Genomic DNA, 26,390 nt, shown 5'->3' on the forward strand with positions numbered 1-26,390 from the left:
CGGATAACCTCACAGTCGTGACCTCGACGCCGCCGGAGAGCGAGTTCGGTCCGGCGCTCGCGAGACTCTTCCGCCAAGCCGGTAAGCCGACGCTGCGTGCGGCATCGGAGGGAATGGCCAGATTCGGTCGCGCCGAGGCCACGCCGCAGCGGATCAGCGACTGGCGCAACGGCAGACACGTCCCGCGGGACTTCGACACCGTCCTGCCGCTGATCATGTGGCTCAACCGGCGGGCGCTCGACGCCGGTGCCGACGACCTCGTGTCCATGCCCGAATGGAGACGGCTCTGGGAACGCCACCACGACCCCGCGTCGGGCGCCAGGCTGGACACGCCCTTTCCCGGACTCGCCTCGATGGGTGCCCGCGACCGCGACAGGTACTTCGGACGCGACGACACGATCGCCGCCCTCTCGGGGCTGCTTTCCGAGGCACGGGACTCGGCGGGCAATCGGGTCGTCGTGGTGACCGGAGTGTCGGGGGCGGGCAAGTCGTCACTGCTCGGTGCCGGGCTCGCCCGCGCCGGTGAACCGTGGAACACCGCGATCGCGCTGCGCGTGGGGCCGTCCGGACTCGTCGGAGACGAGGTGGCCGCCGGTGCGGCGCTGGTGGTGATCGACCAGTTCGAAGAGGTCTTCGCGCTCGACGACGAGACGCGGCGACGCGCCGTGCTCGATCGGGTGCAGGAACTCTCGGACGCCGGGAGCGTGGTGGTCCTGGGTATCCGCGCCGACTTCTTCCGCGCCTGCGTCGAGTACCCGATGCTCGCCCGAGCGTGGCAGGACCGTTCGATGATCCTGTCCGAGATGTCCGACGACCAGCTCCGTCAGGTCATCATCGAGCCGGTGCGGATGGCCGGCGGCCGGATCGACGAGGGTCTGGCGGATCTGATGATCGACGATCTGCACCAGGCCTCCACCGAGGGCGATCGCGCGGGACGGCTCCCGCTGCTCGCCCACGCTCTCCAGGTGATGTGGGCGAAACGGACCGGGAACCGGCTGACGGTCGGGTCGTACCGCGCCGCGGGCGGGATCACCTCGGCGCTCGCCGAGACCGCGGAACGCACCTGGGCCGCACTCGACCCGGCCGACCACGAGGAGGCCAGGGCACTGCTGCTGGCGCTGGTCCAGTTCGGTCCTCGCCGGACGCCGATGCGCAACGCCGTCGCCCCGAGCGATCTGCGGGAGCGCTTCCCCGAATCGGCCACGCGGATCATCGACGCCTTCTCCGACGCCCGATTGCTGACGGTGAGTTCGGAATCGGTCACCTTCATCCACGAGGCGGTCATGTCCGCATGGCCGCGGATGGCCGACTGGATCGCCGAAGACGCGGATCTGATCCAGTGGATGCAGCAGTTGGCGGCGGACACCGACGCGTGGAACGAGAGCGGCCGCGCAGCGGACCACCTCTACAGCGGAGCCCGGCTGGCGACCTCGCAGGCCAACCGCGCCGAACTGGGCGCTCACCGTCAGGTCCTGCTGCCGGCCGGTGCCGCGGAGTTCCTCGACGCCGCAGGCAGGCAACGGACCGTCCGCAAGCGCCTCCGGTTCGCCTCGATCACGTTGGTGGTGGTCCTCGGGCTGGCGTCCGCGATCACCGCGATCATCGCCACCCGGCAGGCGAGCGATCTCGCACGGCAGCGCAACAGCGCCGAACACGCGGCCGTCATGTCCAGCATCGAAGGACTGGTGAGTTCGGATCCGTCGCTGGCCGCGCGGATGCTGGCGGTGGCGGATCAGCACTACGCCGACGACACCGAGGTCAGCAGCGGCTTGCTCGCGGCATACACCTCACCGCTCGCACGCTCGCTCGACGGGCACACCGGCGCGGTCTACGACGTCATGTTCTCCCGCGACGGACGGCTGCTCGCGTCGGCGAGCAACGACCGCACGGTTCGCGTGTGGCAGCGCACCGATGGTGCGGTGAAGCCCTTCCGCGAGGTGGCCCGGTTGGGCGGCTTCGGGTCGTTCGTCACCTCGGTGGATTTCGATCGCTCCGGCCGGCTGCTCGCCGCGGCGAGCGGCGACGGCACGGTCCGGCTGTGGAACGTCGCCGATCCCGGGTCTCCTCGGGAGATCGCGACACTGAGGCCCGGCAGCGGCGCGGCGTATCTCACGCGCTTCAGTCCCAGCGGCGCTCACCTGGCGGCCTCGTCCGACGACGGAACGGTCACCGTGTACCGCGTCGACGGCGACCGTCCGCCGACGCAGACCGCGGTCCTGCGCGGCCACACCCGCGCGGTCCGCTCGCTCGCGTTCAACTCCGCGGGCACGGTGCTGGCGACCGGCGGGGAAGACCAGACGGTACGGCTCTGGACGGCCGCCGACACCGACACCCCGCGGCCCGCGGGCGAACCGTTGCGCGGATTCCCCAGCATCACCCACGCGCTGGCCTTCACCCGCGGTGACTCGGTGCTTGCCGTCACCGGCGACAGCGCCAACGTGCAGTTGTGGAACGTCACCGACCCGGCGGCGCCCCGGCCGGACACCACGTCGCTGGCCGGCGTCACCGGCGGCTCGTGGTCCATCGCCGCCAACCCGGTGCGCCCGCTGCTGGCCCGCGCCGGGACCGACGGGATCGTGCATGTCTGGAACACCACGTCGATCTCCGATCCGTTGCCGCTCTGGGAGCTGCAGCGATCGGCCGCACCCGGAGCGGTGCGCATGGTCAGCACCGTGTTCAGCCCCGACGGTCAGGAACTCGCCGTCGGGCGGTCGGATGGCGAGGTGGACCTCTGGACCCTGCCGCCGGGCCTGCTCCCGGACCGCGGCGCACTGATCAGCGGCGTGGACATGGACGCGTCGGGCCGCCGGCTGGTGACGGTCGGTTCCGACGCCCGGCTGAACGTCTGGACCCGGGACGACGGGCAGTGGCACCAGCGCGGCGGTGTCGACATCGATCGCCGGGCCAACAACCGGCCCAGCGTCGCGGTGACCACCGACGGGATGCTCGCCGCGACGGCCAACAACAACGGCGGCCTGGTGGAACTGTGGGATCTCGGCGATCCCGATCGCCCGCGCCGGGTGGGCGAACTCCGAGTCGGGACCCGATACACCAATGCGCTCGCCTTCGCTCCCGGCACGCGTGAACTCGCCGCCGGGATCGACGACCGGCGCGTGCAACGTTGGGATCTGACCGATCCGGCGGCGCCGCGACCGGTCGGCGATCCGCTCGGCGGGCCGGGGGATCTCATCCGCAGTGTGAGCTATGCGGTCGACGGTTCTCGGTTAGCCGTCACCGCCGACGACGGCAACGGCTACGTCTACCGGCTCGACCGGGCCGATTCCCGACCGCTGGTGCTGCCGATGGGCGAGGAGGTGGCCGACGCGACGTTCGCCCGCGACGGCAGGTACGTGGTTCTGGCGGCCGGTGATCTGGCGGTGTGGCGGATCGACGACGGCCCGCCGACGGTGGTCAGCAGGGTCAGCGACCTGCACGCCGAGTCCATCGGCCGATCGGGAGGCCGGCTGATGATCAGCACGGGGACGCGGGAGGTGGTGGACTTCGCCCTGGGCGCCGACGGCTCGCTCACTCAGGGGGCGGCGGTCTCTCCTGTGCTCGGCGGGTCGCGGACGGTGTCGAACTGGGTGGTGCCGACCGATGCCGGCTCGGGTCCCGGGTATCCGGTCGCCGGCGACGGCACCGGCGTCGTCTACTTGCAGACCACCGACCGCGAATCCGCGCGCCGCTGGGTGTGCAGTGCCACCGACCCGCTCTCGGGTGCGGAACGCGACCGCTATCTCGGCAGACTGTCGGCGGACGACGGCTGCCCGTGACCTATCGGGTTCAGCGCATCTTGGGTTCGCGCGCGGCGGCGTCCGACGTGATGAACGTCCGCAGCACGTCGTCCTGATCCGCCACCAGATAGCTCGGATCGGGCACGCCCCACACCTCCCGTAGGGCGTACTGTGCGGCCATCGCCGCGGCGTCGACTCCGCGCCGGGCGAACTCGACGATGCACGTCTGGTCGCGCAGCGAGCGCCAGCCCCGGTCGGTCAGCATGGCCACCCGCTGCCGGTCCTCTGGCCCGTACGGATACAGATCGCGATGCGCGACGGTCAACCGCAGGCGGGAGTTCAGCGTGTGGGTGAATACGACGGTGGGCTGCGGGCCGAACAACTCGGTCCAGAGTGCGAATACGGTGACGGGGTGGTCGTGACTCATCTGGTCGAGTTGGTCGGCCAACTCACACCGGAATCTGACCCAGACTCGATCGATCGCCGCGTCGAACGCGGCCTCGGAGAAGACGCCGGATGAACTGTCCATCGTGACCTCCTGAGCGGATGGCCCTACGGTAACAGCGGACACCGACAGATCGGGCGCGCTCAGCCGCCGATCTCGGCGCGTTCGCGCGTGGCGGTCTCGCCCGGCGCGGTGCGGGCGGACGCCTTGCGGCCCGAGACCGCGAGCACGACGCCGGCGGTCACGGCGAGCACTCCCACCACGGCTGCTGCGACGGCCGGAGCCCAGAATTCCACCGAGTTCGTCCACTCGAAGGCCGCCAGACCTGCGACGGCGCCGAGAGCCAGGGCCACGGCGAGGGCCAGGACTCCGATCACTCCGAGCCCGATCGCGAGGGCGGAGGCCCGGCGGCCGAGATCCTCGCCGATGAACCCGGCCGGGCGCTCGCCGGTGTACGGGCGCTTCCAGATGTGGAAGTCGGCGGCCTGACCCACGTGCTCCCAGCCCTGCGCTTCGCGGAACCGGAAGTAGTCGACGGGTGCGGGGACGGCGCGCCGCTCCACCGCGTACCGGACCCGGGCCGGAGCGGACTCGGTGAACCGCATTCGCAGCGGACTGAGCAGCGAGTAGTCGGTCAGCACGCGGCCGTCCGCCGCCTGGGCTTCGAGCCACAGTTCGAGATCGGCGGGCGACGGGTGCCGGAGCGCGACGAACCACGATGAGGAGCTCATGAGAACCTCCTGGGGAGAGCTGCCTGAGTAGAGCTTGCACTCCACTGTTCCGCCGGTCGGACGACCCGGTCAAGGAATTTGAGACTGAACTCACCAGGCGTCTCTTCCTGCAGTTTGGCGCCGATCCGCGGCGTCGCCGGCGATACACTCCGAGCCACTGGTGTCGAGTCGATTCGCGGAAGGGACTCCCTTGAACGAGACGATGATCATCGCCGCGGGCACGGTCGTCGCCGACGGCGTGGTCCACCGGCCGGGCTGGGTGGAGATCGCGCACGGCTTCATCACCGGTGTCGGCGCGGGGCCGCCGCCGGCCGCGGCGAGTGCGACCTTCGCCGACGGAGTGATCGTGCCGGGTTTCGTCGACATGCACGTCCACGGCGGCGGGGGATCGTCGTACACGGACGGGATCGGCGACGACGTGCGGGCCGCCGCCCGATTCCACCGGGAGCACGGAACCACGACGACGGTGACGAGCACGGTGAGCGCCGGTCGCGCCGAGCTCCGCGACATCGTCGCGCGTCTGAGCGTTCTGGTAGGCGAGGGGATCAGCGCGGGCATCCATCTCGAGGGACCCTGGATCAGCGGTGCGCGGTGCGGGGCGCACGACCCGGACGTGCTGCGCCCGCCGTCGCCGGGCGAGATCGACGAACTCCTCGAACTGGCCGACGGCGCCGTCGTGATGGTGACGCTGGCTCCCGAGCTTCCCGGCGCGATGGAGGCGATCGACCGCTTCGTGAGTGCGGGTGTCACGGTGGCCGTGGGGCACACCGACGCCACCTACGACCAGGTCCGAGAGGCGATTGCGCGGGGAGCTCGGGTCGCAACGCATCTGTTCAACGCGATGGCGCCGCTCGGCCACCGCGAACCCGGACCGCCGCTGGCCCTCATGGAGGATCCCCGCGTGGTGGTCGAGCTGGTGGCCGATGGGGTGCATCTGCATCCGGCCCTGGTGCGCGACGTGCAGCGTGCCGTCGGCTTCGACCGCGTCGCGCTCGTCACCGATGCGATGGCGGCCGCCGGCATGCCGGACGGCGCGTATCGACTGGGTGCTCTGGACGTCTCCGTCGCCGACGGCGCCGCGCGGGTCGCGCGGACCGGCGCGATCGCGGGAAGCACCGCCACCATGGCCGGATTGTTCGCGCGGACGGTCGCGGGCCTGCGCTCCGACGCCCCGGGCGTGCGAGACCGCGTCTCCGACGAGATCCTGCTCGGGGCGGTGGCCATGACCTCGGCCAACCCCGCCCGCGTTCTGGGGCGCGCTGACATCGGCGCCCTGGCATCGGGCCGCCGCGCGGATCTGGTGGTGCTCGACGCCGACCTGCGTGTGGTTCACGTTCATTCCGCACGCTGACCCCGCTGTTCGGATCTGCGGCGACGCATGCTACCCGCGAGTCGCATCGCGGGGTTTGCTCACAGTAGGGTCACAATTGACCCGGTCGGGCACTCCGGCTGGAGCCACAGACATATGGAGGTACACCAGTGATGAGTGGCAAGAAGAGCTTGATCAAGCGACTGGAGAAAGAGGTCAAGCGCCTCTCCGCCGAAGTGGTCGCGCTCCGCGACACGATGCTCGCCCGTTCTCCGATGCTGCCGAAGAAGCCTGAGACGCCCGCGCCCGCATCCAAGGCACCGACCGCCGTGAAGCCGGCGCAGCCCAAGCCCGCCGAGCCGAAGGCTGCTGAGCCCAAGTCCGCCGCGAAGCCGGCGACTGCGAAGCCCGCGACTGCGAAGCCCGCCACCCCCAAGACCGCCGAACCCGGCGCCAAGACCACCGGCGCCACCGCCAAGCCCGCCACCGCCAAGTCCGCCACCGCCAAGTCCGGTGCTGCCAAGCCGAGCGCCGCGAAGACCGCCGCCAAGTCCGGTGCCACCAAGCCGGCTGCTTCCGCCAAGCCCGCGCCGAAGTCGGGAACCGCGTCGAAGACGGTGGCGGATCTGCGTGCCGAGGCCAAGGCGGCCGGAATCAAGGGATACTCGACGATGAAGAAGGCAGAACTCATCGCCGCTCTCGGCTGAACGCGTCGAAGTGCGGCCGTCCGACTAGGAGAACACGTGCCCATCGTCGTCAAGGGAGTCGTCTCCCGCAGCAAGAACGCGCCTACCGAACTGGTCGACATCACGATCCCGGATCCCGGACCCAATGACGTGGTGGTCAAGATCAAGACGTGCGGCGTCTGCCATACCGACCTCGCCTACGCCACCGGCGGCATCAACGACGAGTACCCGTTCCTGCTCGGACACGAGGCGGCGGGCATCGTCGAGACGGTCGGCGACGCGGTGACCCACGTCGCGGCCGGCGACTACGTGATTCTGAACTGGCGTGCCGTGTGCGGCGAGTGCCGCGCCTGCAAGCGCGGTCGGCCCTGGTACTGCTTCGACACCTTCAACGCCAGTAAGCCGATGACCCTCGCCGACGGCACCGAACTGACTCCGGCGCTGGGCATCGGCGCCTTCGCCGAGAAGACGCTCGTCCACGAGGGACAGTGCACCAAGGTCGACGAAGCCGCGGATCCAGCCGTCGCCTGCCTCCTGGGCTGCGGGGTGATGGCCGGGCTCGGCGCCGCGATGAACACCGGGGAGGTCGGTCGCGGCGATTCGGTAGCGGTGATCGGCTGCGGTGGAGTCGGCGACGCGGCGATCGCCGGGTCGCGCCTGGCCGGTGCCACGACGATCATCGCCGTCGACCGCGACCCGAGCAAGCTCGACTGGGCCAGAGAACTGGGCGCCACCCACACCATCGACGCGTCGGCGATCGACGACGTCGCCGAGGCCGTCAAGGAACTGACCGGGGGATTCGGCGCCGACGTGGTGATCGACGCCGTCGGCCGCCCCGAGACCTACCGGACGGCGTTCTACGCCCGCGATCTCGCCGGTGTCGTGGTGCTGGTCGGTGTGCCGATGCCGCAGATGCGCCTCGAGATGCCGCTGGTCGATTTCTTCAGTCACGGCGGGGCGCTCAAATCGTCCTGGTACGGCGACTGCCTGCCCGAACGCGACTTCCCGATGCTCATCGACCTGTTCCTGCAGGGCCGTCTTCCGCTCGACAAGTTCGTCACCGAGCGCATCGGCATCGACGGTGTGGACGACGCCTTCAAGGCCATGGAGGAGGGCCGCGTCCTGCGTTCGGTGGTGGAGCTGTGAGCACCGAGTCCACCGGACCCGAAGGATCGGTCCCCGCCGGTCTGCGGATCGACCGAGTCGTCACTTCCGGAACGTTCTCGCTCGACGGCGGCACCTGGGACGTCGACAACAACGTCTGGGTGGTCGGCGACGACGACCAGGCCGTCATCATCGATGCCGCGCACGACGCGGCGCCGATCCTGAAAGCCGTCGGCGACCGCGACGTGGTGGCGATCGTCCTGACCCACGCGCACAACGACCACATCGGAGTCGCCCCGGAACTCGCCGAGGCGACCGGCGCACCGATCCTGCTGCATCCGGCCGACGAGATGCTGTGGGACCGGACTCACCCGGGAGTGGCCCACGACGAACTCTCGGACGGACAGCGGATCGTGGTCGGCGGCCACGAACTCGAGGTGATCAACACGCCGGGCCATTCCCCCGGCTCGTGCGTGGTGTGGGCGCCGTCGGCGAACGTGCTCTTCAGCGGCGACACCCTGTTCCAGGGCGGACCGGGCGCCACCGGGCGTTCGTTCTCCAGTTTCGACGACATCATCGCATCCATCCGCGACCGAATCCTGGTGCTCGACCCGCAGACGCGCGTGTGCACCGGGCACGGCGACGAGACCACCGTCGGTGCCGAGGCAGGTGACCTCGACGAGTGGATTCGTCGTGGCCATTGACCGGCTGACGCGTCTTCGCCCGCCCGCGCTGAGCGGCTATCAGCGCTCCTGGCTGCGGGCCGACGTCCTCGCCGGGGCGTCGCTCGCAGCCGTCGCGATCCCGGAGGCGATGGGCTACAGTTCCATCGCCCATGTCCCGATCGGCGCCGGCTTGTACTCGCTGATCGTGCCGGCGGTGGTCTTCGCGCTGATCGGTGCGTCTCGGCTGCTGGTGGTCGGAGCGGATTCGGCCACCGCGGCGCTGCTCGCCTCGGGCATCGCGGGTCTCGGAGTGGTCGGGTTGCGGCCCGACACGGAGCAGTGGCTCGCCTGGGCCGGCCTCATCGCACTGGTGACCGGCGTGATGCTGCTGGTCGCCCGAGTTCTGCGCCTGGGCTTCCTGGGCGATTTCCTGTCGACCTCCGTGCTCGTCGGCTTCCTGGCCGGCGTCGGCGTGCTCGTGGTGACCGAGCAGATCCCCGGTATGCTCGGCGAACCGAAGCGCGACGCCGGCCACACTCTCGAGAAGTGGGCGCACGTGATCGGGGACGTCGACCGAGTGCACTGGCAGTCGATGCTGTTCGCCGCGGTGACGCTGGCCGGCCTGCTCGGCGTCCGACGGCTGCGGCCCAGCCTGCCGACGCCGATTCTGATCGTGATCGGGTCGATCGTCGCCGTGGCGGTATTCGGCCTCGATCGCTGGGTGCCGACGGTCGGGCCCGTCGACGCCGGTCCGCCGTCGATCGACTTTCCACCGATGAGCGAGGTGCTCGGGCGCCTTCCCACCGTTCTCACGGTCTCTTTCGGGTGCGTCTTGGTGATCTTGGCGCAGAGTGCGGCGACGGCACGCAGCTTCGCTCAGCGCCACGGAGATCGGATCGACGTCAACCGCGACATCCTCGGGCTGTCGGCGGCGAACGTCTCCGCGTCCCTCACCGGCTCGTTCGTGGTGAACGGCAGTCCCACCAAGACCGCGATCCTCGACCGGCAGCGCGGCCGCACTCAGGTCGCGAACATCACGACCGCCGTTGTGACGCTCGTGGTGGTGGTCGCCGCGTCCGGCCCGCTCGGTGATCTCCCGGAGGCGGTGCTGGCAGCGATCGTGTTCATGGTCGGACTCGATCTGATCGACTGGGCGGGGTTCGCGCACATCTGGCGGATCCGGCGCGTGGAGTTCGCCATCGCGGTGCTGACGACCGTGATGGTGGTGGTCTTCGGCGTGTTGACCGGCATCGTCGCCGCGATGGTGATGTCGGTGCTGCAGATCATTCACCGTCAGTACCGCCCGGAGCGGTTCGTCGTCGGGGTCGGCCGGAACGGGCAGCGCGAGTACGAGAGCGCCCGACCCGGGCATCAGACCCTGCCCGGGCTCATCGTCTTCCGTTACGACGCGGACCTCTTCTATGCCAACGTCGGACGGTTCACCGACGACGTGACCGCGCTGATCAAAGCTGCGCCCGACCCGGTGCGATGGCTGGTGCTGGACTGTTCGGCGATCTCGGACGTCGACTATTCGGCGGCGAAGGCACTGCGCGATCTCATCGACTACGTGCATTCGGTGCATGCGAGGTTCATCCTCGCCGGTGTGACCCCGGAATTGCGGGGCGCACTCGAGACCGCGCAGTTGCTCGCCGATCTGGCACCCGACAGCGTGTATCCGAGCGTCGGCTCGGCGGTTCGCGCGTTCGAGCAGTCACCGCACTGAGCCGGTCCGCGCCGAGTCGTCACGCCGCGCAGGCGCTGGACCGCCGGCCGCCCTGTCAGGATGTCGCCGACAGCGTCAGCGTGGCCGCCGCGACGATGGCCGGAGCGGCGACAGCACCGACGAAGACGTATCTGCGCCAGCCGAACTCGACTCCGTCGTCGACCAGCCGCTGATGCCAGAGCAGCGTCGCCAGCGAGGCCCACGGCGTCACCAGGGGTCCCGCGTTGACTCCGATCAGCAGTGCCGCCAAGGTGATCGGCGAGGTGGTCGCGGGTTCGAGGAGCAGGAAGCCCGGCAGATTGTTCACCAGGTTCGCGCCGACTGCGCCCGCCCCCGCGAACGCCCAGACACTCGCCGTGCCGTGTTCGGAGAGCCGACCGATGGGGTCGAGCAGGCCCGAGGCCTCGACCGCGCCCACCACCAGGAACAGGCCGCCGGCGAACAACAGAAGCGACCACGGAATCAGGCCGAACTGCAGCGCCTCGGGTCGGCGGAGGGCGAACGTCGCCGTGAGGGCGAGCGCGGCGAGGCAGGCAGGCACCCACGGTGCGGGCATCACCACCAGCAGCGGGATGAGAAGCAGGAGTATCGACGAACAGATCCGAAACAGTGTCTGATCGCCGACGTACGGGACCGGCGACGCACGGAATCGGCCGCGGAGCTCGCGTCGATGCAGCAGCCACAGGACCCCGACCGTTGCAGCCGTTGCGCACACGGCCGGCAGCCCGAGCAGGGAGACGAAGCCCGCGGCGCCGCGAACGTTCATACGGTCCAGTGCCAGCAGATTCGTCAGGTTGGAGACGGGAAGCAACAACGAAGCGGTGTTCGCGAGCCACACCGTGGTCAGCGCGAACGGTGCGGGCGCGACGCCCGCGACGCGCGCCAATGCGAGTACGACCGGTGTCAGCAGGACCGCGGTGGTGTCGAGCGACAGGAAGGCCGTGCAGACCACGGCCAAGAGGACCGTCAGCAGCCACAGGCCGAAGACCCGGCCGCGGGCCAGAACGCCGAGCCGCGCCGCGACCACTTCGAACACCCCGGCTTCCGCGGCCAGTTGCGCGACCACCGTGATCGCTACGACGAACAGCAGCACCGGCCACGCTCGGTCGAATGTCGCGGCGGCGTCCGCGGCGGGCAGAACTCCCGTCACCAGGGCCGTCGCACCGGCGAGCACCAGTGCGCCGCCGATCCACGCCATCGCCACGGATCAATGATGCCCGGCCGAACAGCGACCCGCGGGACCGGACACCGCCGGCACCGCCCCGTCACCGGTCGATTCAGTACGCCGCGCGCGGATCGTTGGTCGAGACGATCTCGGCGCCGAGCGGTACCAGGGAGATGGGGATCATCTTGAAGCTCGCGACACCCAGCGGGATGCCGATGACGGTGATGCACAGGGCGAGGCCGGTGGTGAGGTGGCCCAGCGCCAGCCAGATACCCGCGACGATGATCCAGATGACGTTGCCGACCGTCGACGCGGCGCCCGCGGTCGGCTTGCGGACCACGGTGCGTCCGAAGGGCCACAGCGCGTAGTTCGCCATGCGGAACGACGCGATACCGAAGGGGATCGTGATGATGAGGATGCAGCAGACGATGCCGGCCAGTACATAACCGATCGCCATCCACAGTCCGCACAGGACCAGCCACAACACGTTCAGTATCGTCCTCATGGCCCCATTGTCCTGCGTCGCCTACGCTTTCGGAATGGGTATTGACCCCGAACCCGGAGCCGGTCGCCGAGCGATCTGGTCGGCGGCCGCGCTCATCGTGCTCACCGTCCGAGTCCTGGCGACCATCGCGACCGTCTTCTTCACGATCGCCTGGCTGGTCGCCGCGGTGCGTTCGAGCCTGCTCAACGGCTGGCTGTGGTGGGCCGCCGGCGCGGCCATCGCCATGGCGATCAGTTGGTATCTGTACAGCTACCTGCGGGTCCGCTATCCGAGCACGAGCCGCCGGTGGGAGCCCTGAGGCCTTCCCTCCCGGCGGCTCGCGAGTGCGCTGCTGCTCAGAACTGAACCTGCGGCGGCTGCTCCTGTCCCGCCGGGGCCTGGTAGAACTCGCGGACGCGAACCCCGGCCATGCCGGAGAACAGCATCCACGGGATGGTCTGCACCGCCTGGTTCAGGCGCGAGACGGCGTCGTTGTAGTACTGGCGCGCGAACGAGAGCTTGTTCTCGGTTTCTCCGAGTTCGGTCTGCAGCGCCATGAAATTGGGCGCTGCCTGCAGCTGCGGGTAGTTCTCAGCGACAGCGAACAGCCGGCCGAGGGCTCCGCTCATCTGCGCCTCAGCGGCGGCCTTGTCGGCCACTGACGCCCCCTGCGCCGCCTGCTGCATGTGAGCGCGGGCCTCGGTCACCGCCTCCAGCACGCCCGACTCGTGGGCCGCGTACCCCTTCACCGTGTTCACCAGGTTGGGGATCAGATCGGCGCGCCGAGTGAGTTGGACGTCGATACCGCCGAGCGCTTCCTGAGCGGTGATGTCCGCCTTGCGGAGTTTGTTGAAGCCGACCATCGCGAAGACGGCCAGCAGGACGAGCAGGACAACGATGACGATCAGTGCCCAGATCACGATTGGTGCCTCTTTCTATTAAGGGACGTGCACAGAGAATGGCATGGAGGGACGGTCGGCCGCGACGGGCTCACCACGAACCGCCTCCTCCGCCACCGCCTCCTCCGCCGCCGAAGCCGCCGCCGAATCCTCCGCCGCCGCCTGAGGACGACTGCGACGAGCTGTACGCAGACAGGGACGACGAGAGGCTCGATTCGAAGCTGTCCATGCCGGAGCCGGCGCCGCCGAACAGGGCATGCGAGCTGCCGATGTAGAAGCCGGGGAACCAGATCGGGTCGGGCGGTTCCTGCCCGGTCGCATAGCGATACTTGGCGGCCCACGCGTCGGCGCAGTCGAAGGCCATCGCGTACGGAATGTAGCTGGTGAAGAGGTCCTTGCGGGCGGAGAAGTCGAGTCGTTCCCGGTTCGACGTCGTCGACAGGAGCCGCTCGAAACCGCCGGCCCGCGACCACACCTCACGGCCCAGCCGCGTACGCCGGGTGCCGACCCCCGCCACGTAGAGTCCGGCGCCGCCGACCGCGAACGCTGCGAACGGCAGCGCCATGATCGTGCCCGGGAGGAGTTGGAAGATCATCAACACGGCTGCGACGACCACCGCCGCCGCCACGACCACGCGCCCAGCGAGCTCCGAGCGGCTGACCCGCAGCGCTCCGCTCCCGGTGCCCCAGTTGGCGGTCGCGGCGTCCATCTCCTTGGTCGCCGTGGACAGCCGCAGTCCGGCGTTCTTGGATCCGTCGGCGGTGAAGGTCGAGCCCTCGTGCGACAGGCCCAGTGCCGCGACCACCGCGTTGGCGGCGGGATCGAGTGAGGCGAACCGCTCCGGCGTGAGCTGCGAGATGACGGTCCAGTCCTTGTTCGACGTCCGGTCGAGCCGGACGTGTCCCTGCTCGGCGAGGTGGAAGAGGGTGGAGACCAGCGCCTTCTTGGGCATGTCCTCGTATGCGACGTAGTAGGTCTGGACCGGTCCGAGCTCGCGGCTCTGATTCTGCGGGTCGGCCGGCGGCTCGTACATGACCGGCAGCAGCGGCGCGTGCTCCCGGCTGCGCCACATCCAGTAGAAGCCCCCGGCGAACGTCAGAAGCGAGAGCAGAACGATGACGATCGGCATGGCCTTCGAGGTGCCCAGAATCGGGTCCATCGACACCGACCACGGCAACTGTGCGCGGCCGGGACCGGGGAAGGGCAGGTCGGCCTTCACCGCGACGCCGACGTTCGGTTCCAGCGGGCCGGTGGTGACCACTCGCGTGGCCGGGTCCGGTTCCGACACCTGGCACGCGGTTCCGTTGTTGGTGCTGCACGCGAACGACGTCGGCGCCTCGGGGAAGTGGACGGTGCTGGTGGAGCGCTCCATCCGCATCCGCCAGCCGTTGCCCACCACGCGCCAGATGAAGCGGCCCGGGTCGCCGTCCGCGATGGTGTCTGCGATCCGGTACGACACCCGGTACACGTGCTCGCCGGGCGAGACGAGGGTGTCGGCGTCGCCGATCCGTGCCGTCTCGAACTTGCCGCCCTCCTCGGAACCCAGCTCGAACGGAACCGCCTGCCCGTCCATCGTGATCCGGATGTCGCGGGGTTCGTAACGCACGCCCTTGTTCTCCGGGTCCGCGTCGGAGACATCCCAGAATTGGAAGATCCCGTGCTTGCCCTCCGGCAGATCGACCGTCAGCGTCTCGTCCACGGCCAGTTCGCCGTCGCGCGCGAGGGCGTAGTCGGCGCGGTAATCGGTGATCACGGCCGTGTCGACGGTCTCGTCGCCCGACGACGCCGAGTTCGCGACCAGCGGCCAGAAGACGCCGATCACGGTGGCGATGAGCGCCACCAGCGACAGCAGGAATCGTTTCATGCGGCGATCCTATGCGCCGCCGGCCGAGTTCTCTGTTCGATGAATGACTCGGCCGGCGACGCCCAGGATTACCGCGACGGCATCACTGTGCCGCGCGCACTCCCGCCTCGATCGCCGCACCGGTGTCGGCGTCGATGTTCCGCCAGTACTCGAAAGCCCTGGACAGGACCGGCTCGGAGACACCGTCGAGCAGGTGACCGACCACGTTGTCGACCAACCGGCTTCGCGCGGCGTCGTCCATCACGTCGCGGACGAGTGTTCCGGGCTGCGTCACATCGTCATCCTCCGGGTGATCGACGTAGGCGCTGCGCACGATCTCACCGTCGGCCGCCCACTGCGGTTCGGCCTGTCCGGGGTACACCGCGGCCGGACCGCCCTTCGAGTTGGGCGCGTACACGGGGTCGGTGACCGGATCGATCCGCATCGCCCCGTCCTTCGAGTAACTGCGCACCTCGTTGCGCGGACGGTTGACAGGGATCTGCTTGTAGTTGGCTCCCAGCCGTGCGCGGTGTGCGTCCGAGTACGAGAAGACCCGGCCCAGGAGCATCCGGTCGGGGCTGAAACCGATTCCCGGGACCACGTTGCTCGGCTCGAAGGCCGCCTGCTCGATCTGCGCGTGATTGTCCGTCGGATTGGTGTGCAGGGTCATCTTCCCGACCTCGTGCAGCGGATAGTCGCCGTGCGGCCACACCTTCGTCAGATCGAACGGATTGAAGCGGTAGCCCGCGGCGTCGTCGAACGGCATCAGCTGCACCTTCAACGTCCACGTGGGATGATCGCCGCGATCGATCGACTCGTACAGATCCCGCATGTGGTAGTCGCTGTCCTGCCCGGCGAGCCGGTCGGCCTCCTCCTGGGTCAGGAACTCGATGCCCTGATCGGTGATGAAGTGGTACTTCACCCAGTGCTTGACGCCCTCGGCGTTGACCCACAGGTACGTGTGGGAGCTGTAGCCGTTCATGTGCCGCCAGGTGCGCGGGATGCCGCGATCGCCCATCAGCCAGGTGACCTGGTGTGAGGACTCGGGCGACAGCGTCCAGAAATCCCACTGCATGTCGTGGTCGCGGAGATTGTTGTCGGCACGCCGCTTCTGCGACCGGATGAAGTGCTGGAACTTCATCGGGTCCTTGATGAAGAACACCGGCGTGTTGTTGCCGACCATGTCGTACACACCCTCGTCGGTGTAGAACTTCAGGGCGAATCCGCGGGGGTCGCGCCAGGTGTCGGGGCTGCCCCGCTCGCCCGCGACGGTGGAGAAGCGCGCGACCATCTCGGTCTTCACTCCCGGCTGGAACAGCGAAGCGCAGGTGTAGGGCGAGACGTCGGCGGTGGTCTCGAAAGTGCCGAACGCGCCGCTTCCCTTGGCGTGGGGCTGGCGCTCGGGGATGCGTTCACGATTGAACTGGGCCATCTGCTCGAGCAGATAGTGGTCGTGCAGAACGATCGGCCCTCCGGGGCCGACGGTGAGCGAGTGCTCATCGCTGCCGGCCGGAGCGCCGGAGTCGGTAGTCGTGTAGTTGGTGGTCTCCTCGGACATATCACCCTCCCAGGAAGGTTGAGTGCGGGCTGTACGGGGCTCGGCGCCTGCCGAGGCCCCGCCTTCGACACTATCGCCCGTCCGGCAGACGTGCCCGACAAACGGACATCGGTCGCCGCGTGGCGTCCGCTATCGGCGGCGCTGCCGCGAGATGAACTCAGCGGCCGCGCCCACAGCCCGCTCCGACTCGGGGGAGAAGTACGGGAACATCTGGAAGACATGCCCCTGACCAGGCCACTCCTGCAGCTCCGACAGTCCACCGGCGTCGAGCAGCCTGCGGTGGACGGTGCGGGCGTCGTCGGCCATGATCTCTCGCGCGCCCACCTGGATGAGGGTCGGCGGCAGGTCCATCGCGGGGGAGAGCTTGATCCGCATCCGCGGATGGTCGGGATCGGCGCCCGCGGTGTAGAGACCGAGGAAGGTCACCGCCGCGCCGACGTCGATGATCGGGTCTCGGACGCCGCGGTCGGCCAGATCTCGTGCGAGCTGGAAAGTGGGGTCGTACAGCGGCGAGAACAGTGCCATCGCCCGCGGTTGCGGCACGCCGTCGGAGTGATTGGCGGCCAGGAGGTCGAGCGCCAGGTGGCCACCGGCCGAGTCGCCGGCCACGATGATCTGCCCGGCGTCGAACCCCTGATCGAGCAGCCAGCGGTATCCGCGGACGGTGTCGTCGCCGCCGCTGGGCCAACGATGCTCCGGACCCAACCGGTAGTCGAGGCTGAACGCGCCGATCCCCGCGCGCCCGGCGAGCCGTGCGACCAGCCCGCGATGGGTGCGCGCCGAGCAGATCACGTATCCGCTTCCGTGCAGGTAATAGAGAATCGTGTCGTCGGTCGACGGTGCCGGGACGTCGGCTCGCCCGCGCCCGTGAACCCACTCGCCGCGGACCTGCCCGGAGTCGGTGAGTTCGCGGACCGGGGTGATGCGGGTGCCGCGCGGAACCGGGCTCAGCAGCGACAGGCCGCGGTTGACGCCCGGGCGGGTCATCGTCAGGAGCCGCGGACTGGCCAGGACACTCCGCCCCGCCGCGGCCATCAGCGGCCGCGAGGCGAACGTCGACCTCGAGAAGGCGCGGGCACGCAGTGACGCGCGACTTTCACCCGCGTGTGACGTGGTGTACACAGTGGGACTGTATCCACTTTTTGCCTCAGCCGGGCCCGAGTGGAATACTTGAAGTACTGCGCTTTGCGTCGAGGGGTCACCCCCTGCGACCTGAGCGGGCCAGCAATGAAGCTGAATCCCCGGGCGGTGCGCTGGTTCGCACTGACCTCTGACCCGGGACTCTCTCCAGTACGTATCAGTACGCAGCGTCGCGTGCGGAGTAGGCAGATTCATGAAGCACTTGCCGGGGCCCGTCGGGCTCTACGATCCGATCAACGAGCATGACGCGTGCGGCGTCGCGTTCGTCGTCGACATGCACGGTCGCCGCAGCCGCGACATCGTCGAGAAGGCCATCACCGCCCTGGTGAACCTCGAGCATCGCGGTGCGGCCGGTGCCGAGCCCAACACGGGCGACGGCGCGGGCATCATGATTCAGGTCCCCGACCGCTTCCTGCGCGAGGTGGTGGACTTCGACCTCCCCGCCGAGGGCTCGTACGCCACCGGCATCGCCTTCCTGCCCCAGTCGGCCGGCGACGCCGCCGAGGCGGTCGAGGGCGTCGAGGAGATCATCGCCGCGGAGGGGCTCACTCTCCTCGGATGGCGCGACGTGCCGGTGGACGAGAGCTCGCTCGGCGCACTGGCGCGCGATGCGATGCCGACCTTCCGGCAGGTCTTCCTCGCGCTCGCCGGGAGCGAGGCGAGCGGGCGCACACCGTCCAGCGCGGAGATCATGGAACTCGAGCGCAAGGCCTACGTGGTCCGCAAGCGCGTCCAGTACGAGCTCGGCGAGAAGGGCGCCGGCCAGGACGGCCCCGGCCGCGACACCGTCTACTTCCCGAGCCTGTCGGGGCAGACGTTCGTCTACAAGGGCATGCTGACCACGCCTCAGCTGCGCGACTTCTACCTGGACCTGCAGGACGAGCGTGTGGAGAGCGCGCTCGGCATGGTCCACAGCCGCTTCTCGACGAACACCTTCCCGTCGTGGCCTCTCGCCCACCCGTTCCGCCGAGTCGCGCACAACGGCGAGATCAACACCGTCAGCGGTAACGAGAACTGGATGCGCGCCCGCGAGTCGCTCATCAAGACCGACGTCTTCGGCGACAGCCTCGACAAGGTGTTCCCGGTCTGCACTCCCGGCGCGTCGGACACCGCACGGTTCGACGAGGTCCTCGAGCTGCTGCACCTGGGCGGACGCACCCTGCCGCACGCCGTGCTGATGATGGTCCCGGAGGCCTGGGAGCGCAGCGAGGACATGAAGCCCGAGCATCGGGCGTTCTACGAGTACCACTCGGCACTGATGGAGGCATGGGACGGACCGGCGTCGGTCTGCTTCACCGACGGCACTGTCATCGGCGCCGTCCTGGACCGGAACGGACTGCGTCCGTCCCGCATCTGGGTCACCAAGGACGGGCTCGTGGTTCTGGGGTCGGAGGTCGGCGTCCTCGACATCGACCCCGCCGATGTGGTCGCCAAGCAGCGACTCCAGCCCGGAAAGATGTTCCTGGTCGACACCGCGCAGGGCCGCATCGTCGCCGACGAGGAGATCAAGGACTCGCTGGCCGGCGAGCAGCCGTACCAGGAGTGGCTCGACGCCAACCAGGTCGCACTGTCCGACCTGCCCGCGCCGCCGCACAAGCACATGGCGCACGATCGCGTGACGCTGCGTCAGCAGATGTTCGGCTACACCACCGAGGATCTGAAGCTGCTCATCTCGCCGATGGCCGCGACGGGCGGCGAGGCGCTGGGCTCGATGGGCACCGACACCCCGGTCGCCGTCCTGTCGAACCGGCCGCGGATGCTCTTCGATTACTTCCAGCAGCTGTTCGCCCAGGTCACGAACCCGCCGCTCGACGCCATCCGCGAGGAGGTGGTCACCAGCCTCGGCGGCCGCATCGGCGGTGAGCGCGATCTGCTGAACCCGGCCGCGGGTTCGGCCAAGCAGATCGTGCTGAGCCAGCCGATTCTCGACAACGACGATCTGGCGCGGCTCGTGGAGATCGACCCGGCCACCGGCTTCCCCTCCGTGCACATCCACGGTCTGTACCCGGTCGCCGAGGGCGGCGAAGGTCTGCGTCGGGCACTCGACGGAGTCCGCAGCAAGGTGTCGGCGGCCATCGCCGACGGCGCCCGCATCATCGTGCTCTCCGACCGCGAGTCGGACGAGACCCTCGCGCCGATCCCGTCGCTGCTGCTGACCGCGGCGGTTCATCACCACATGGTGCGTGAGCGGACCCGGACCCGGGCCAGCCTCATCATCGAGTCGGGCGACGCCCGCGAGGTGCACCACATGGCGCTGCTCGTCGGCTTCGGCGCCAGCGGCATCAACCCCTACATGGCCTTCGAGACCATCGAGGACATGCTCGAGTCGGGCAGCCTCGACGTCCCGGGGACCGAGGACATGAGCCACGAGGCCACCTTCGCCGTCGCGCGCGCCAACTACATCAAGGCGGCGGGCAAGGGCGTCCTGAAGGTGATGAGCAAGATGGGCATCTCGACGGTGCCGTCGTACACCGGCGCTCAGCTGTTCCAGGTCATCGGCTTGGGGCAGGAGGTCGTCGACGAGTTCTTCACGGGTCTGAACAGCCAGCTCGACGGCATCGGGCTCGACGAGATCGCCGACGAGGTGGCCCAGCGTCACGCTCTCGCGTTCACCAAGCGTCCCGCCGAGCGCGCTCATCGCGAACTCGAGGTCGGTGGCGAGTACCAGTGGCGCCGCGAGGGCGAGTACCACCTGTTCAACCCGGACACGGTGTTCAAGCTTCAGCACTCCACCCGCACCGGTCAGTACTCGGTGTTCAAGGAGTACACCAAGCTGGTCGACGACCAGGCCGCCAAGCTGGGCACACTGCGCGGTCTGTTCGACTTCAACTTCGGCGACCGCGACCCGATCCCGATCGACAAGGTGGAGCCGGCCAGCGAGATCGTCAAGCGTTTCTCGACGGGCGCGATGAGCTACGGCTCCATCTCGGCGGAGGCGCACGAGACGCTCGCGATCGCGATGAACCGTCTGGGTGGCCGGTCGAACTCGGGTGAGGGCGGCGAGGACCCGCGCCGCTTCGTCCACGACGAGAACGGCGACTGGCGCCGCAGTGCGATCAAGCAGGTCGCCTCCGGCCGCTTCGGTGTCACCAGCCACTACCTGAGCAACTGCACCGACATCCAGATCAAGATGGCGCAGGGCGCCAAGCCAGGCGAGGGCGGCCAGCTGCCTCCGCACAAGGTGTACCCGTGGGTCGCCGAGGTGCGCGGCAGCACGCCCGGCGTCGGCCTCATCTCGCCGCCGCCGCACCACGACATCTACTCGATCGAGGATCTCGCTCAGCTGATCCACGACTTGAAGAACGCGAATCCGCAGGCCCGGATCCACGTGAAGCTGGTGTCGGAACTGGGTGTGGGCACCGTCGCCGCGGGCGTCTCCAAGGCGCACGCCGACGTCGTCCTGATCTCCGGACACGACGGCGGCACCGGTGCGAGCCCGCTGACCTCGCTGAAGCACGCCGGCGCCCCGTGGGAGATCGGCTTGGCCGAGACCCAGCAGACACTGCTGCTCAACGGTCTGCGCGACCGCATCGTGGTGCAGGTCGACGGTCAGCTGAAGACGGGCCGCGACGTGATGATCGCCGCCCTGCTCGGTGGTGAGGAGTTCGGTTTCGCGACCGCTCCGCTGGTGGTCTCGGGCTGCATCATGATGCGCGTGTGCCACCTCGACACCTGCCCGGTGGGCGTCGCCACGCAGAACCCGCTGCTGCGTGAGCGGTTCTCCGGCAAGCCGGAGTTCGTCGAGAACTTCATGCTCTACGTCGCCGAGGAGGTGCGCGAACTGCTCGCGCGCCTGGGCTTCCGCACCCTGCAGGAGGCCGTCGGACGGTTCGAGGCGCTCGATACGCGCAAGGCGCTCGAACACTGGAAGAACCACAAGGCCGGCAAGCTCGACCTGACGCCGATTCTGACGATGCCCGAGTCGCCGTTCATGAACCAGGACCTGTACTGCTCCGGCACTCAGGACCACGGCTTGGACAAGGCCCTCGACAACGAGCTGATCGAGAAGGCCCGGGCCGCGATCGAGTCCGGCACCCGCGTCACGCTGGCGTCCCCGATCAGCAACGTGAACCGGACGGTCGGAACCATGCTGGGCCACGAGGTCACCAAGGCCTACGGTGCCCAGGGACTGCCGGAGGGGACGATCTCCATCGACTTCACCGGTTCGGCGGGCAACAGCTTCGGCGCCTTCGTCCCGCGCGGTATCACCATGCGCATCGAGGGCGACGCGAACGACTTCGTCGGCAAGGGGCTCTCGGGCGGCAAGATCGTCGTTCGGCCGCCGCGCAACGCGCCCGCCGAATTCGTGGCCGAGGACAACATCATCGGCGGCAACGTGATCGCATTCGGCGGCACGGCGGGCAAGATCTTCCTGCGCGGTGTGGTCGGCGAGCGGTTCTGTGTCCGCAACTCGGGTGTCCAGGCGGTCGTCGAAGGCGTCGGCGACCACGGATGCGAGTACATGACCGGCGGTACCGCCGTGATTCTGGGACGTACCGGACGGAACTTCGCGGCGGGCATGTCCGGCGGCGTCGCATACGTCTACAACCCGCACGGTGAGTTCGAGGCCGACCTGAACACCGAACTGGTGGAGCTCGAAGAGCTCGACGCCGACGATCTGACCGTGCTGTCGGGCCTGCTCACCGAGCATCGCGACGAGACCGGTTCGCCGGTCGCCGCGGCGATCCTCGACGACTGGGACGTCGCCCGCGGGCACTTCGTGAAGGTGATGCCCCGCGATTACAAGAAGGTGCTCGTCGCCATCGACGCCGCCGAGCGCTCCGGACGAGATGTGAACGAAGCGATCATGGAGGCGGCACGTGGCTGATCCGAGAGGTTTTCTCAAGCACCCCGAGCGGGAGACGCCGGTCCGCCGGCCCGTCGAACTGCGGCTGCTCGACTGGAAAGAGGTGTACACCGAGTTCGACAAGGGCACCCTGCAGACGCAGGCGAGCCGCTGTATGGACTGCGGAATTCCGTTCTGCCACAACGGATGCCCGCTCGGTAACCTGATCCCCGAGTGGAACGATCTGGTGTACCGCGACCAGTGGGACGCAGGCATGGACAGACTCCACGCCACCAACAACTTCCCCGAGTTCACCGGGCGGCTGTGTCCGGCGCCCTGCGAGGCGTCGTGCGTGCTGGGCATCAATCAGCCCGCCGTGACCATCAAGCAGGTCGAGGTGGAGTTGATCGAGAAGGCCTGGGGCGACGGGACGGTGACTCCGGTGATCCCCACGCAGCGCACGGGCAAGAAGGTGGCCGTGGTCGGTTCGGGACCCGCCGGACTGGCGGCCGCACAGCAGCTCACGCGTGCCGGCCACGATGTGACCGTCTTCGAGCGCGCGGACCGTATCGGCGGTCTCCTCCGATACGGGATTCCCGAGTTCAAGATGGAGAAGCGGTTCATCGACCGCCGGCTCGAGCAGATGGAGGCCGAAGGCACCGTCTTCCGTACCGGAGTCAACGTCGGTGTCGACGTCACGGTGGAGCAACTCCGCGGCGACTTCGATGCGGTGGTCCTGGCCAACGGTTCCACCATCGGCCGTGACCTCCCGATTCCGGGACGCGAGCTCGACGGCATCCATCAGGCGATGGAGTTCCTGCCGCAGGCCAACCGCGTCCAGCACGGCGACGTGGTGGACGGCCAGATCACGGCGGAGGGCAAGCACGTCGTGATCATCGGCGGCGGAGACACCGGCGCGGACTGCCTCGGCACCTCGCTGCGCCAGGGTGCCGCGCAGGTGCACCAGTTCGAGATCATGCCCAAGCCGCCGATCGAGCGTGCCGAATCGACTCCGTGGCCGACGTACCCGCTGATGTACCGGGTCTCGTCCGCTCACGAAGAGGGCGGCGAGCGCGTGTACAGCGTGAACACCGAGGAGTTCGTCGGAGAGAACGGCAAGGTCACCGCGCTCAAGGCCCACGAGGTCAAGATGACCGGCGGCCGCTTCGAGAAGGTGGAGGGCACGGACTTCGAATTGAAGGCGGACCTGGTGCTGCTCGCGATGGGCTTCGTCGGCCCGGAGCGCGGCGATCTGCTCGACAAGCTCGGAGCCACCTACGACGCTCGAGGCAATGTGGCCCGCGGAGGCGATTTCGGTGCGGTCGGACTCCCCGGCGTGTTCGTCGCGGGCGATGCCGGACGCGGACAGTCGCTGATCGTCTGGGCGATCGCCGAGGGACGGTCCGCCGCCGCCGGCGCCGACGCGTACCTGATGGGTTCCACCCAGCTCCCGTCGCCGATCCTCCCGACGACGGTCGCGCAGCGGTAGCGACGCGGGGCCGGTCATACGTCCAGACTCATCGAACTTCTCCGAGGCTCGTCGAATCTCCTTCCAGGCCCATCGAATGTCCTTCTAGGCTCATCGAGTAAGCGGAGGAGCGAAGCGGGGGAGCGCATCGAGATTCCCCCACCAAAACACCCCCACAGGGCGGTCCGGCCGAAAGCCGGGCCGCCCTGCGCCGTTCCCACCACCACTGCGCCAAGTACTTGTCGCAGGTCACACCTGCGCCGATTTGACCTCACGTCCATCTGTGCGTAACTTATTCGGAGTCAGAGCGGCGAGGCCGCGACGACGTCCCCTTACTCTGATCGCCGCGATTTCGGTCGCGGTGTTCTTGTGCGGGGTCGGCCGAATCGGGTCCGAAAGCTTCGACTATTCGGTGAGTCCTGTGAGGGATCACTGATTGGTGGGTGTCTGGAGGATTGTGTTAGGCTGGTGAGGTTGCTCCGGAGACGGGGTGGCTGACAGATAATTGCAGATGTCTGCTGGTGTTCGGCCCTTGTTTGTGGGGGTTGGTTCTGGTGGGTGTGTGTTCTTTGAGAACTCGATAGTGTGTTTTGGATTTCTTGTGCCACTAATTTTTTTTGTTTTGTGGCGTGGGAGATTTTTGGACAGATTGTGCTTGCCGGCCCTTTTTGGGGGGTTGGTGAGTGTTTTGGATGAATTTTTTACCATGTCAGTTTTTTGGATTTGGTCAGGTTCTGTTTTCTGGCTTTGTGTTGAAATCTTGTGGTTTCTGCATTTTTTGTTGGAGAGTTTGATCCTGGCTCAGGACGAACGCTGGCGGCGTGCTTAACACATGCAAGTCGAACGGAAAGGCCCAGCTTGCTGGGTACTCGAGTGGCGAACGGGTGAGTAACACGTGGGTGATCTGCCCTGGACTCTGGGATAAGCCTGGGAAACTGGGTCTAATACCGGATAGGACCACTGATTGCATGGTTGGTGGTGGAAAGCTTTTGCGGTTCAGGATGGGCCCGCGGCCTATCAGCTTGTTGGTGGGGTAATGGCCTACCAAGGCGACGACGGGTAGCCGACCTGAGAGGGTGATCGGCCACACTGGGACTGAGACACGGCCCAGACTCCTACGGGAGGCAGCAGTGGGGAATATTGCACAATGGGCGCAAGCCTGATGCAGCGACGCCGCGTGAGGGATGACGGCCTTCGGGTTGTAAACCTCTTTCGCTAGGGACGAAGCGTAAGTGACGGTACCTGGAGAAGAAGCACCGGCCAACTACGTGCCAGCAGCCGCGGTAATACGTAGGGTGCGAGCGTTGTCCGGAATTACTGGGCGTAAAGAGCTCGTAGGCGGTTTGTCGCGTCGTCTGTGAAATTCTGCAACTCAATTGCAGGCGTGCAGGCGATACGGGCAGACTTGAGTACTACAGGGGAGACTGGAATTCCTGGTGTAGCGGTGAAATGCGCAGATATCAGGAGGAACACCGGTGGCGAAGGCGGGTCTCTGGGTAGTAACTGACGCTGAGGAGCGAAAGCGTGGGGAGCGAACAGGATTAGATACCCTGGTAGTCCACGCCGTAAACGGTGGGTACTAGGTGTGGGGCTCATTTCACGAGTTCCGTGCCGTAGCTAACGCATTAAGTACCCCGCCTGGGGAGTACGGCCGCAAGGCTAAAACTCAAAGGAATTGACGGGGGCCCGCACAAGCGGCGGAGCATGTGGATTAATTCGATGCAACGCGAAGAACCTTACCTGGGTTTGACATACACCAGAAAGCCGTAGAGATACGGCCCCCCTTTGTGGTTGGTGTACAGGTGGTGCATGGCTGTCGTCAGCTCGTGTCGTGAGATGTTGGGTTAAGTCCCGCAACGAGCGCAACCCTTGTCCTGTATTGCCAGCGGGTTATGCCGGGGACTTGCAGGAGACTGCCGGGGTCAACTCGGAGGAAGGTGGGGATGACGTCAAGTCATCATGCCCCTTATGTCCAGGGCTTCACACATGCTACAATGGCGCGTACAGAGGGCTGCGAGACCGTGAGGTGGAGCGAATCCCTTAAAGCGCGTCTCAGTTCGGATTGGGGTCTGCAACTCGACCCCATGAAGTCGGAGTCGCTAGTAATCGCAGATCAGCAACGCTGCGGTGAATACGTTCCCGGGCCTTGTACACACCGCCCGTCACGTCATGAAAGTCGGTAACACCCGAAGCCGGTGGCCTAACCCTTGTGGAGGGAGCTGTCGAAGGTGGGATCGGCGATTGGGACGAAGTCGTAACAAGGTAGCCGTACCGGAAGGTGCGGCTGGATCACCTCCTTTCTAAGGAGCAAACAACACGTCGATGCTGGTGCCGAATGTGTATCGGGTCGGTGTTTGTTCATGGGTGAAACACAAGAAACCATCATTTGTTTGTCGGTGGCCTGCGAGATGCGGGCGGGCCGGCGGGTGGTCGACCGTGAGTGATTGCGGTTGTGGACGAAGCACACTATCGGGGTTCTGAGGGAACACGCGTTCTGCGCGGGTTGTCTTGGTGCTCACTGTTTTCCGCCTCGAGTGTGGGGTGTTGGGGGTGGTGGGTGTGTGTTGTTTGAGAAGTGCATAGTGGATGCGAGCATCTAGCCCGGCAGCATTTGTTGTTGTTGGGTTTGTGTGTTCTGCAATTTCGATTC

At 67.7% G+C, this 26,390-nt stretch carries 17 protein-coding genes and 1 rRNA gene; 10 read left to right on the forward strand and 8 right to left on the reverse strand.

What is annotated here, in order from left to right; all coding sequences use genetic code 11:
- Nucleotides 1-17: 17 nt before the first annotated feature.
- Nucleotides 18-3,773 carry an NACHT and WD repeat domain-containing protein gene (locus tag ACK8HH_RS00735; protein WP_346077582.1) on the forward strand — a complete coding sequence of 1,252 codons (3,756 nt, stop codon included), beginning with the start codon at nucleotides 18-20 and terminating at the stop codon, nucleotides 3,771-3,773.
- Between the two features lie 10 nt (nucleotides 3,774-3,783).
- Here ACK8HH_RS00735 and ACK8HH_RS00740 read toward each other — a convergent pair whose 3' ends face one another.
- Nucleotides 3,784-4,263, reverse strand: coding sequence for a TY-Chap domain-containing protein (locus ACK8HH_RS00740; protein WP_346077583.1), 480 nt, complete (start codon nucleotides 4,261-4,263; stop codon nucleotides 3,784-3,786).
- 59 nt (nucleotides 4,264-4,322) lie between these two features.
- The gene (locus ACK8HH_RS00745) at nucleotides 4,323-4,910 is read right to left on the reverse strand and encodes a DUF2812 domain-containing protein (RefSeq protein ID WP_006897951.1); all 588 of its coding nucleotides are present in this window, start codon (nucleotides 4,908-4,910) and stop codon (nucleotides 4,323-4,325) included.
- Between the two features lie 202 nt (nucleotides 4,911-5,112).
- On the opposite strand from ACK8HH_RS00745, the gene ACK8HH_RS00750 reads away from it, so the two are divergent.
- The 5 genes from ACK8HH_RS00750 to ACK8HH_RS00770 all read left to right on the forward strand — a co-directional run bounded on the left by ACK8HH_RS00750 (nucleotide 5,113) and on the right by ACK8HH_RS00770 (nucleotide 10,397).
- A complete protein-coding gene (locus ACK8HH_RS00750; protein ID WP_346077588.1) occupies nucleotides 5,113-6,261 on the forward strand; it encodes an N-acetylglucosamine-6-phosphate deacetylase in 1,149 nt (382 codons plus the stop codon).
- A gap of 131 nt (nucleotides 6,262-6,392) precedes the next feature.
- On the forward strand, nucleotides 6,393-6,926 hold the full coding sequence (locus tag ACK8HH_RS00755; RefSeq protein WP_412475467.1) for a Rho termination factor N-terminal domain-containing protein: 534 nt from the start codon (nucleotides 6,393-6,395) through the stop codon (nucleotides 6,924-6,926).
- 36 nt (nucleotides 6,927-6,962) lie between these two features.
- Nucleotides 6,963-8,051 carry an S-(hydroxymethyl)mycothiol dehydrogenase gene (locus ACK8HH_RS00760; RefSeq protein WP_346077584.1) on the forward strand — a complete coding sequence of 363 codons (1,089 nt, stop codon included), beginning with the start codon at nucleotides 6,963-6,965 and terminating at the stop codon, nucleotides 8,049-8,051.
- Entirely contained in the window at nucleotides 8,048-8,713 is a 666-nt protein-coding gene (locus ACK8HH_RS00765) for an MBL fold metallo-hydrolase (protein ID WP_006897955.1), read from the forward strand. Before ACK8HH_RS00760 ends, ACK8HH_RS00765 begins: the two co-directional genes overlap by 4 nt.
- Nucleotides 8,703-10,397: a SulP family inorganic anion transporter gene (locus ACK8HH_RS00770; RefSeq protein WP_006897956.1), complete on the forward strand. Its 1,695-nt coding sequence runs from the start codon at nucleotides 8,703-8,705 to the stop codon at nucleotides 10,395-10,397. The genes ACK8HH_RS00765 and ACK8HH_RS00770 overlap by 11 nt, the downstream gene beginning before the upstream one ends.
- Nucleotides 10,398-10,452: 55 nt before the next feature.
- Here the strand turns inward: ACK8HH_RS00770 and ACK8HH_RS00775 are convergent, their stop codons facing one another.
- Together ACK8HH_RS00775 and ACK8HH_RS00780 are read right to left on the reverse strand one after the other, a co-directional pair.
- Nucleotides 10,453-11,595 (reverse strand): SLC13 family permease, encoded by a 1,143-nt coding sequence (locus ACK8HH_RS00775; protein ID WP_346077590.1) that lies wholly within the window; start codon nucleotides 11,593-11,595, stop codon nucleotides 10,453-10,455.
- A gap of 79 nt (nucleotides 11,596-11,674) precedes the next feature.
- Nucleotides 11,675-12,067 carry a YccF domain-containing protein gene (locus tag ACK8HH_RS00780; protein WP_045538738.1) on the reverse strand — a complete coding sequence of 131 codons (393 nt, stop codon included), beginning with the start codon at nucleotides 12,065-12,067 and terminating at the stop codon, nucleotides 11,675-11,677.
- A 34-nt stretch (nucleotides 12,068-12,101) separates the two neighbouring features.
- On the opposite strand from ACK8HH_RS00780, the gene ACK8HH_RS00785 reads away from it, so the two are divergent.
- Nucleotides 12,102-12,365: a hypothetical protein gene (locus ACK8HH_RS00785; protein WP_045538737.1), complete on the forward strand. Its 264-nt coding sequence runs from the start codon at nucleotides 12,102-12,104 to the stop codon at nucleotides 12,363-12,365.
- 37 nt (nucleotides 12,366-12,402) lie between these two features.
- Here ACK8HH_RS00785 and ACK8HH_RS00790 read toward each other — a convergent pair whose 3' ends face one another.
- From ACK8HH_RS00790 to ACK8HH_RS00805, 4 genes are all read right to left on the reverse strand, one after another.
- Complete coding sequence (locus ACK8HH_RS00790) at nucleotides 12,403-12,966, reverse strand: LemA family protein (RefSeq protein ID WP_346077585.1); 564 nt, start codon at nucleotides 12,964-12,966, stop codon at nucleotides 12,403-12,405.
- Between the two features lie 70 nt (nucleotides 12,967-13,036).
- Nucleotides 13,037-14,809 (reverse strand): DUF2207 domain-containing protein, encoded by a 1,773-nt coding sequence (locus ACK8HH_RS00795; protein ID WP_346077586.1) that lies wholly within the window; start codon nucleotides 14,807-14,809, stop codon nucleotides 13,037-13,039.
- Nucleotides 14,810-14,891: 82 nt separating this feature from the next.
- Nucleotides 14,892-16,346: a catalase gene (locus ACK8HH_RS00800; protein WP_006897962.1), complete on the reverse strand. Its 1,455-nt coding sequence runs from the start codon at nucleotides 16,344-16,346 to the stop codon at nucleotides 14,892-14,894.
- 129 nt (nucleotides 16,347-16,475) lie between these two features.
- Nucleotides 16,476-17,468, reverse strand: a complete 993-nt coding sequence (locus ACK8HH_RS00805) for an alpha/beta hydrolase (RefSeq protein ID WP_039868056.1) — start codon at nucleotides 17,466-17,468, stop codon at nucleotides 16,476-16,478.
- 211 nt (nucleotides 17,469-17,679) lie between these two features.
- Between ACK8HH_RS00805 and gltB the strand changes: the two genes are divergently transcribed.
- From gltB to ACK8HH_RS00820, 3 genes are all read left to right on the forward strand, one after another.
- Nucleotides 17,680-22,314, forward strand: a complete 4,635-nt coding sequence (gltB, locus tag ACK8HH_RS00810) for a glutamate synthase large subunit (RefSeq protein ID WP_006897965.1) — start codon at nucleotides 17,680-17,682, stop codon at nucleotides 22,312-22,314.
- On the forward strand, nucleotides 22,307-23,761 hold the full coding sequence (locus ACK8HH_RS00815; protein ID WP_006897966.1) for a glutamate synthase subunit beta: 1,455 nt from the start codon (nucleotides 22,307-22,309) through the stop codon (nucleotides 23,759-23,761). The genes gltB and ACK8HH_RS00815 overlap by 8 nt, the downstream gene beginning before the upstream one ends.
- A gap of 757 nt (nucleotides 23,762-24,518) precedes the next feature.
- A 16S ribosomal RNA gene (locus ACK8HH_RS00820) occupies nucleotides 24,519-26,040 on the forward strand.
- Nucleotides 26,041-26,390: the final 350 nt, after the last annotated feature.

The sequence above is a fragment of the Gordonia sp. LUNF6 genome, from assembly GCF_047041125.1.
Taxonomy (GTDB): Bacteria; Actinomycetota; Actinomycetes; order Mycobacteriales; family Mycobacteriaceae; genus Gordonia; species Gordonia sihwensis.

Coding starts and splice junctions, on each gene's coding strand:
- ACK8HH_RS00795 (WP_346077586.1), bottom strand. CDS start 14,809: ATGAAACGATTCCTGCTGTCGCTGGTGGCGCTCATCGCCACCGTGATC.
- ACK8HH_RS00775 (WP_346077590.1), bottom strand. CDS start 11,595: ATGGCGTGGATCGGCGGCGCACTGGTGCTCGCCGGTGCGACGGCCCTG.
- ACK8HH_RS00745 (WP_006897951.1), bottom strand. CDS start 4,910: ATGAGCTCCTCATCGTGGTTCGTCGCGCTCCGGCACCCGTCGCCCGCC.
- ACK8HH_RS00740 (WP_346077583.1), bottom strand. CDS start 4,263: ATGGACAGTTCATCCGGCGTCTTCTCCGAGGCCGCGTTCGACGCGGCG.
- ACK8HH_RS00750 (WP_346077588.1), top strand. CDS start 5,113: ATGATCATCGCCGCGGGCACGGTCGTCGCCGACGGCGTGGTCCACCGG.
- ACK8HH_RS00800 (WP_006897962.1), bottom strand. CDS start 16,346: ATGTCCGAGGAGACCACCAACTACACGACTACCGACTCCGGCGCTCCG.
- gltB (WP_006897965.1), top strand. CDS start 17,680: ATGAAGCACTTGCCGGGGCCCGTCGGGCTCTACGATCCGATCAACGAG.
- ACK8HH_RS00780 (WP_045538738.1), bottom strand. CDS start 12,067: ATGAGGACGATACTGAACGTGTTGTGGCTGGTCCTGTGCGGACTGTGG.
- ACK8HH_RS00785 (WP_045538737.1), top strand. CDS start 12,102: ATGGGTATTGACCCCGAACCCGGAGCCGGTCGCCGAGCGATCTGGTCG.
- ACK8HH_RS00755 (WP_412475467.1), top strand. CDS start 6,393: ATGAGTGGCAAGAAGAGCTTGATCAAGCGACTGGAGAAAGAGGTCAAG.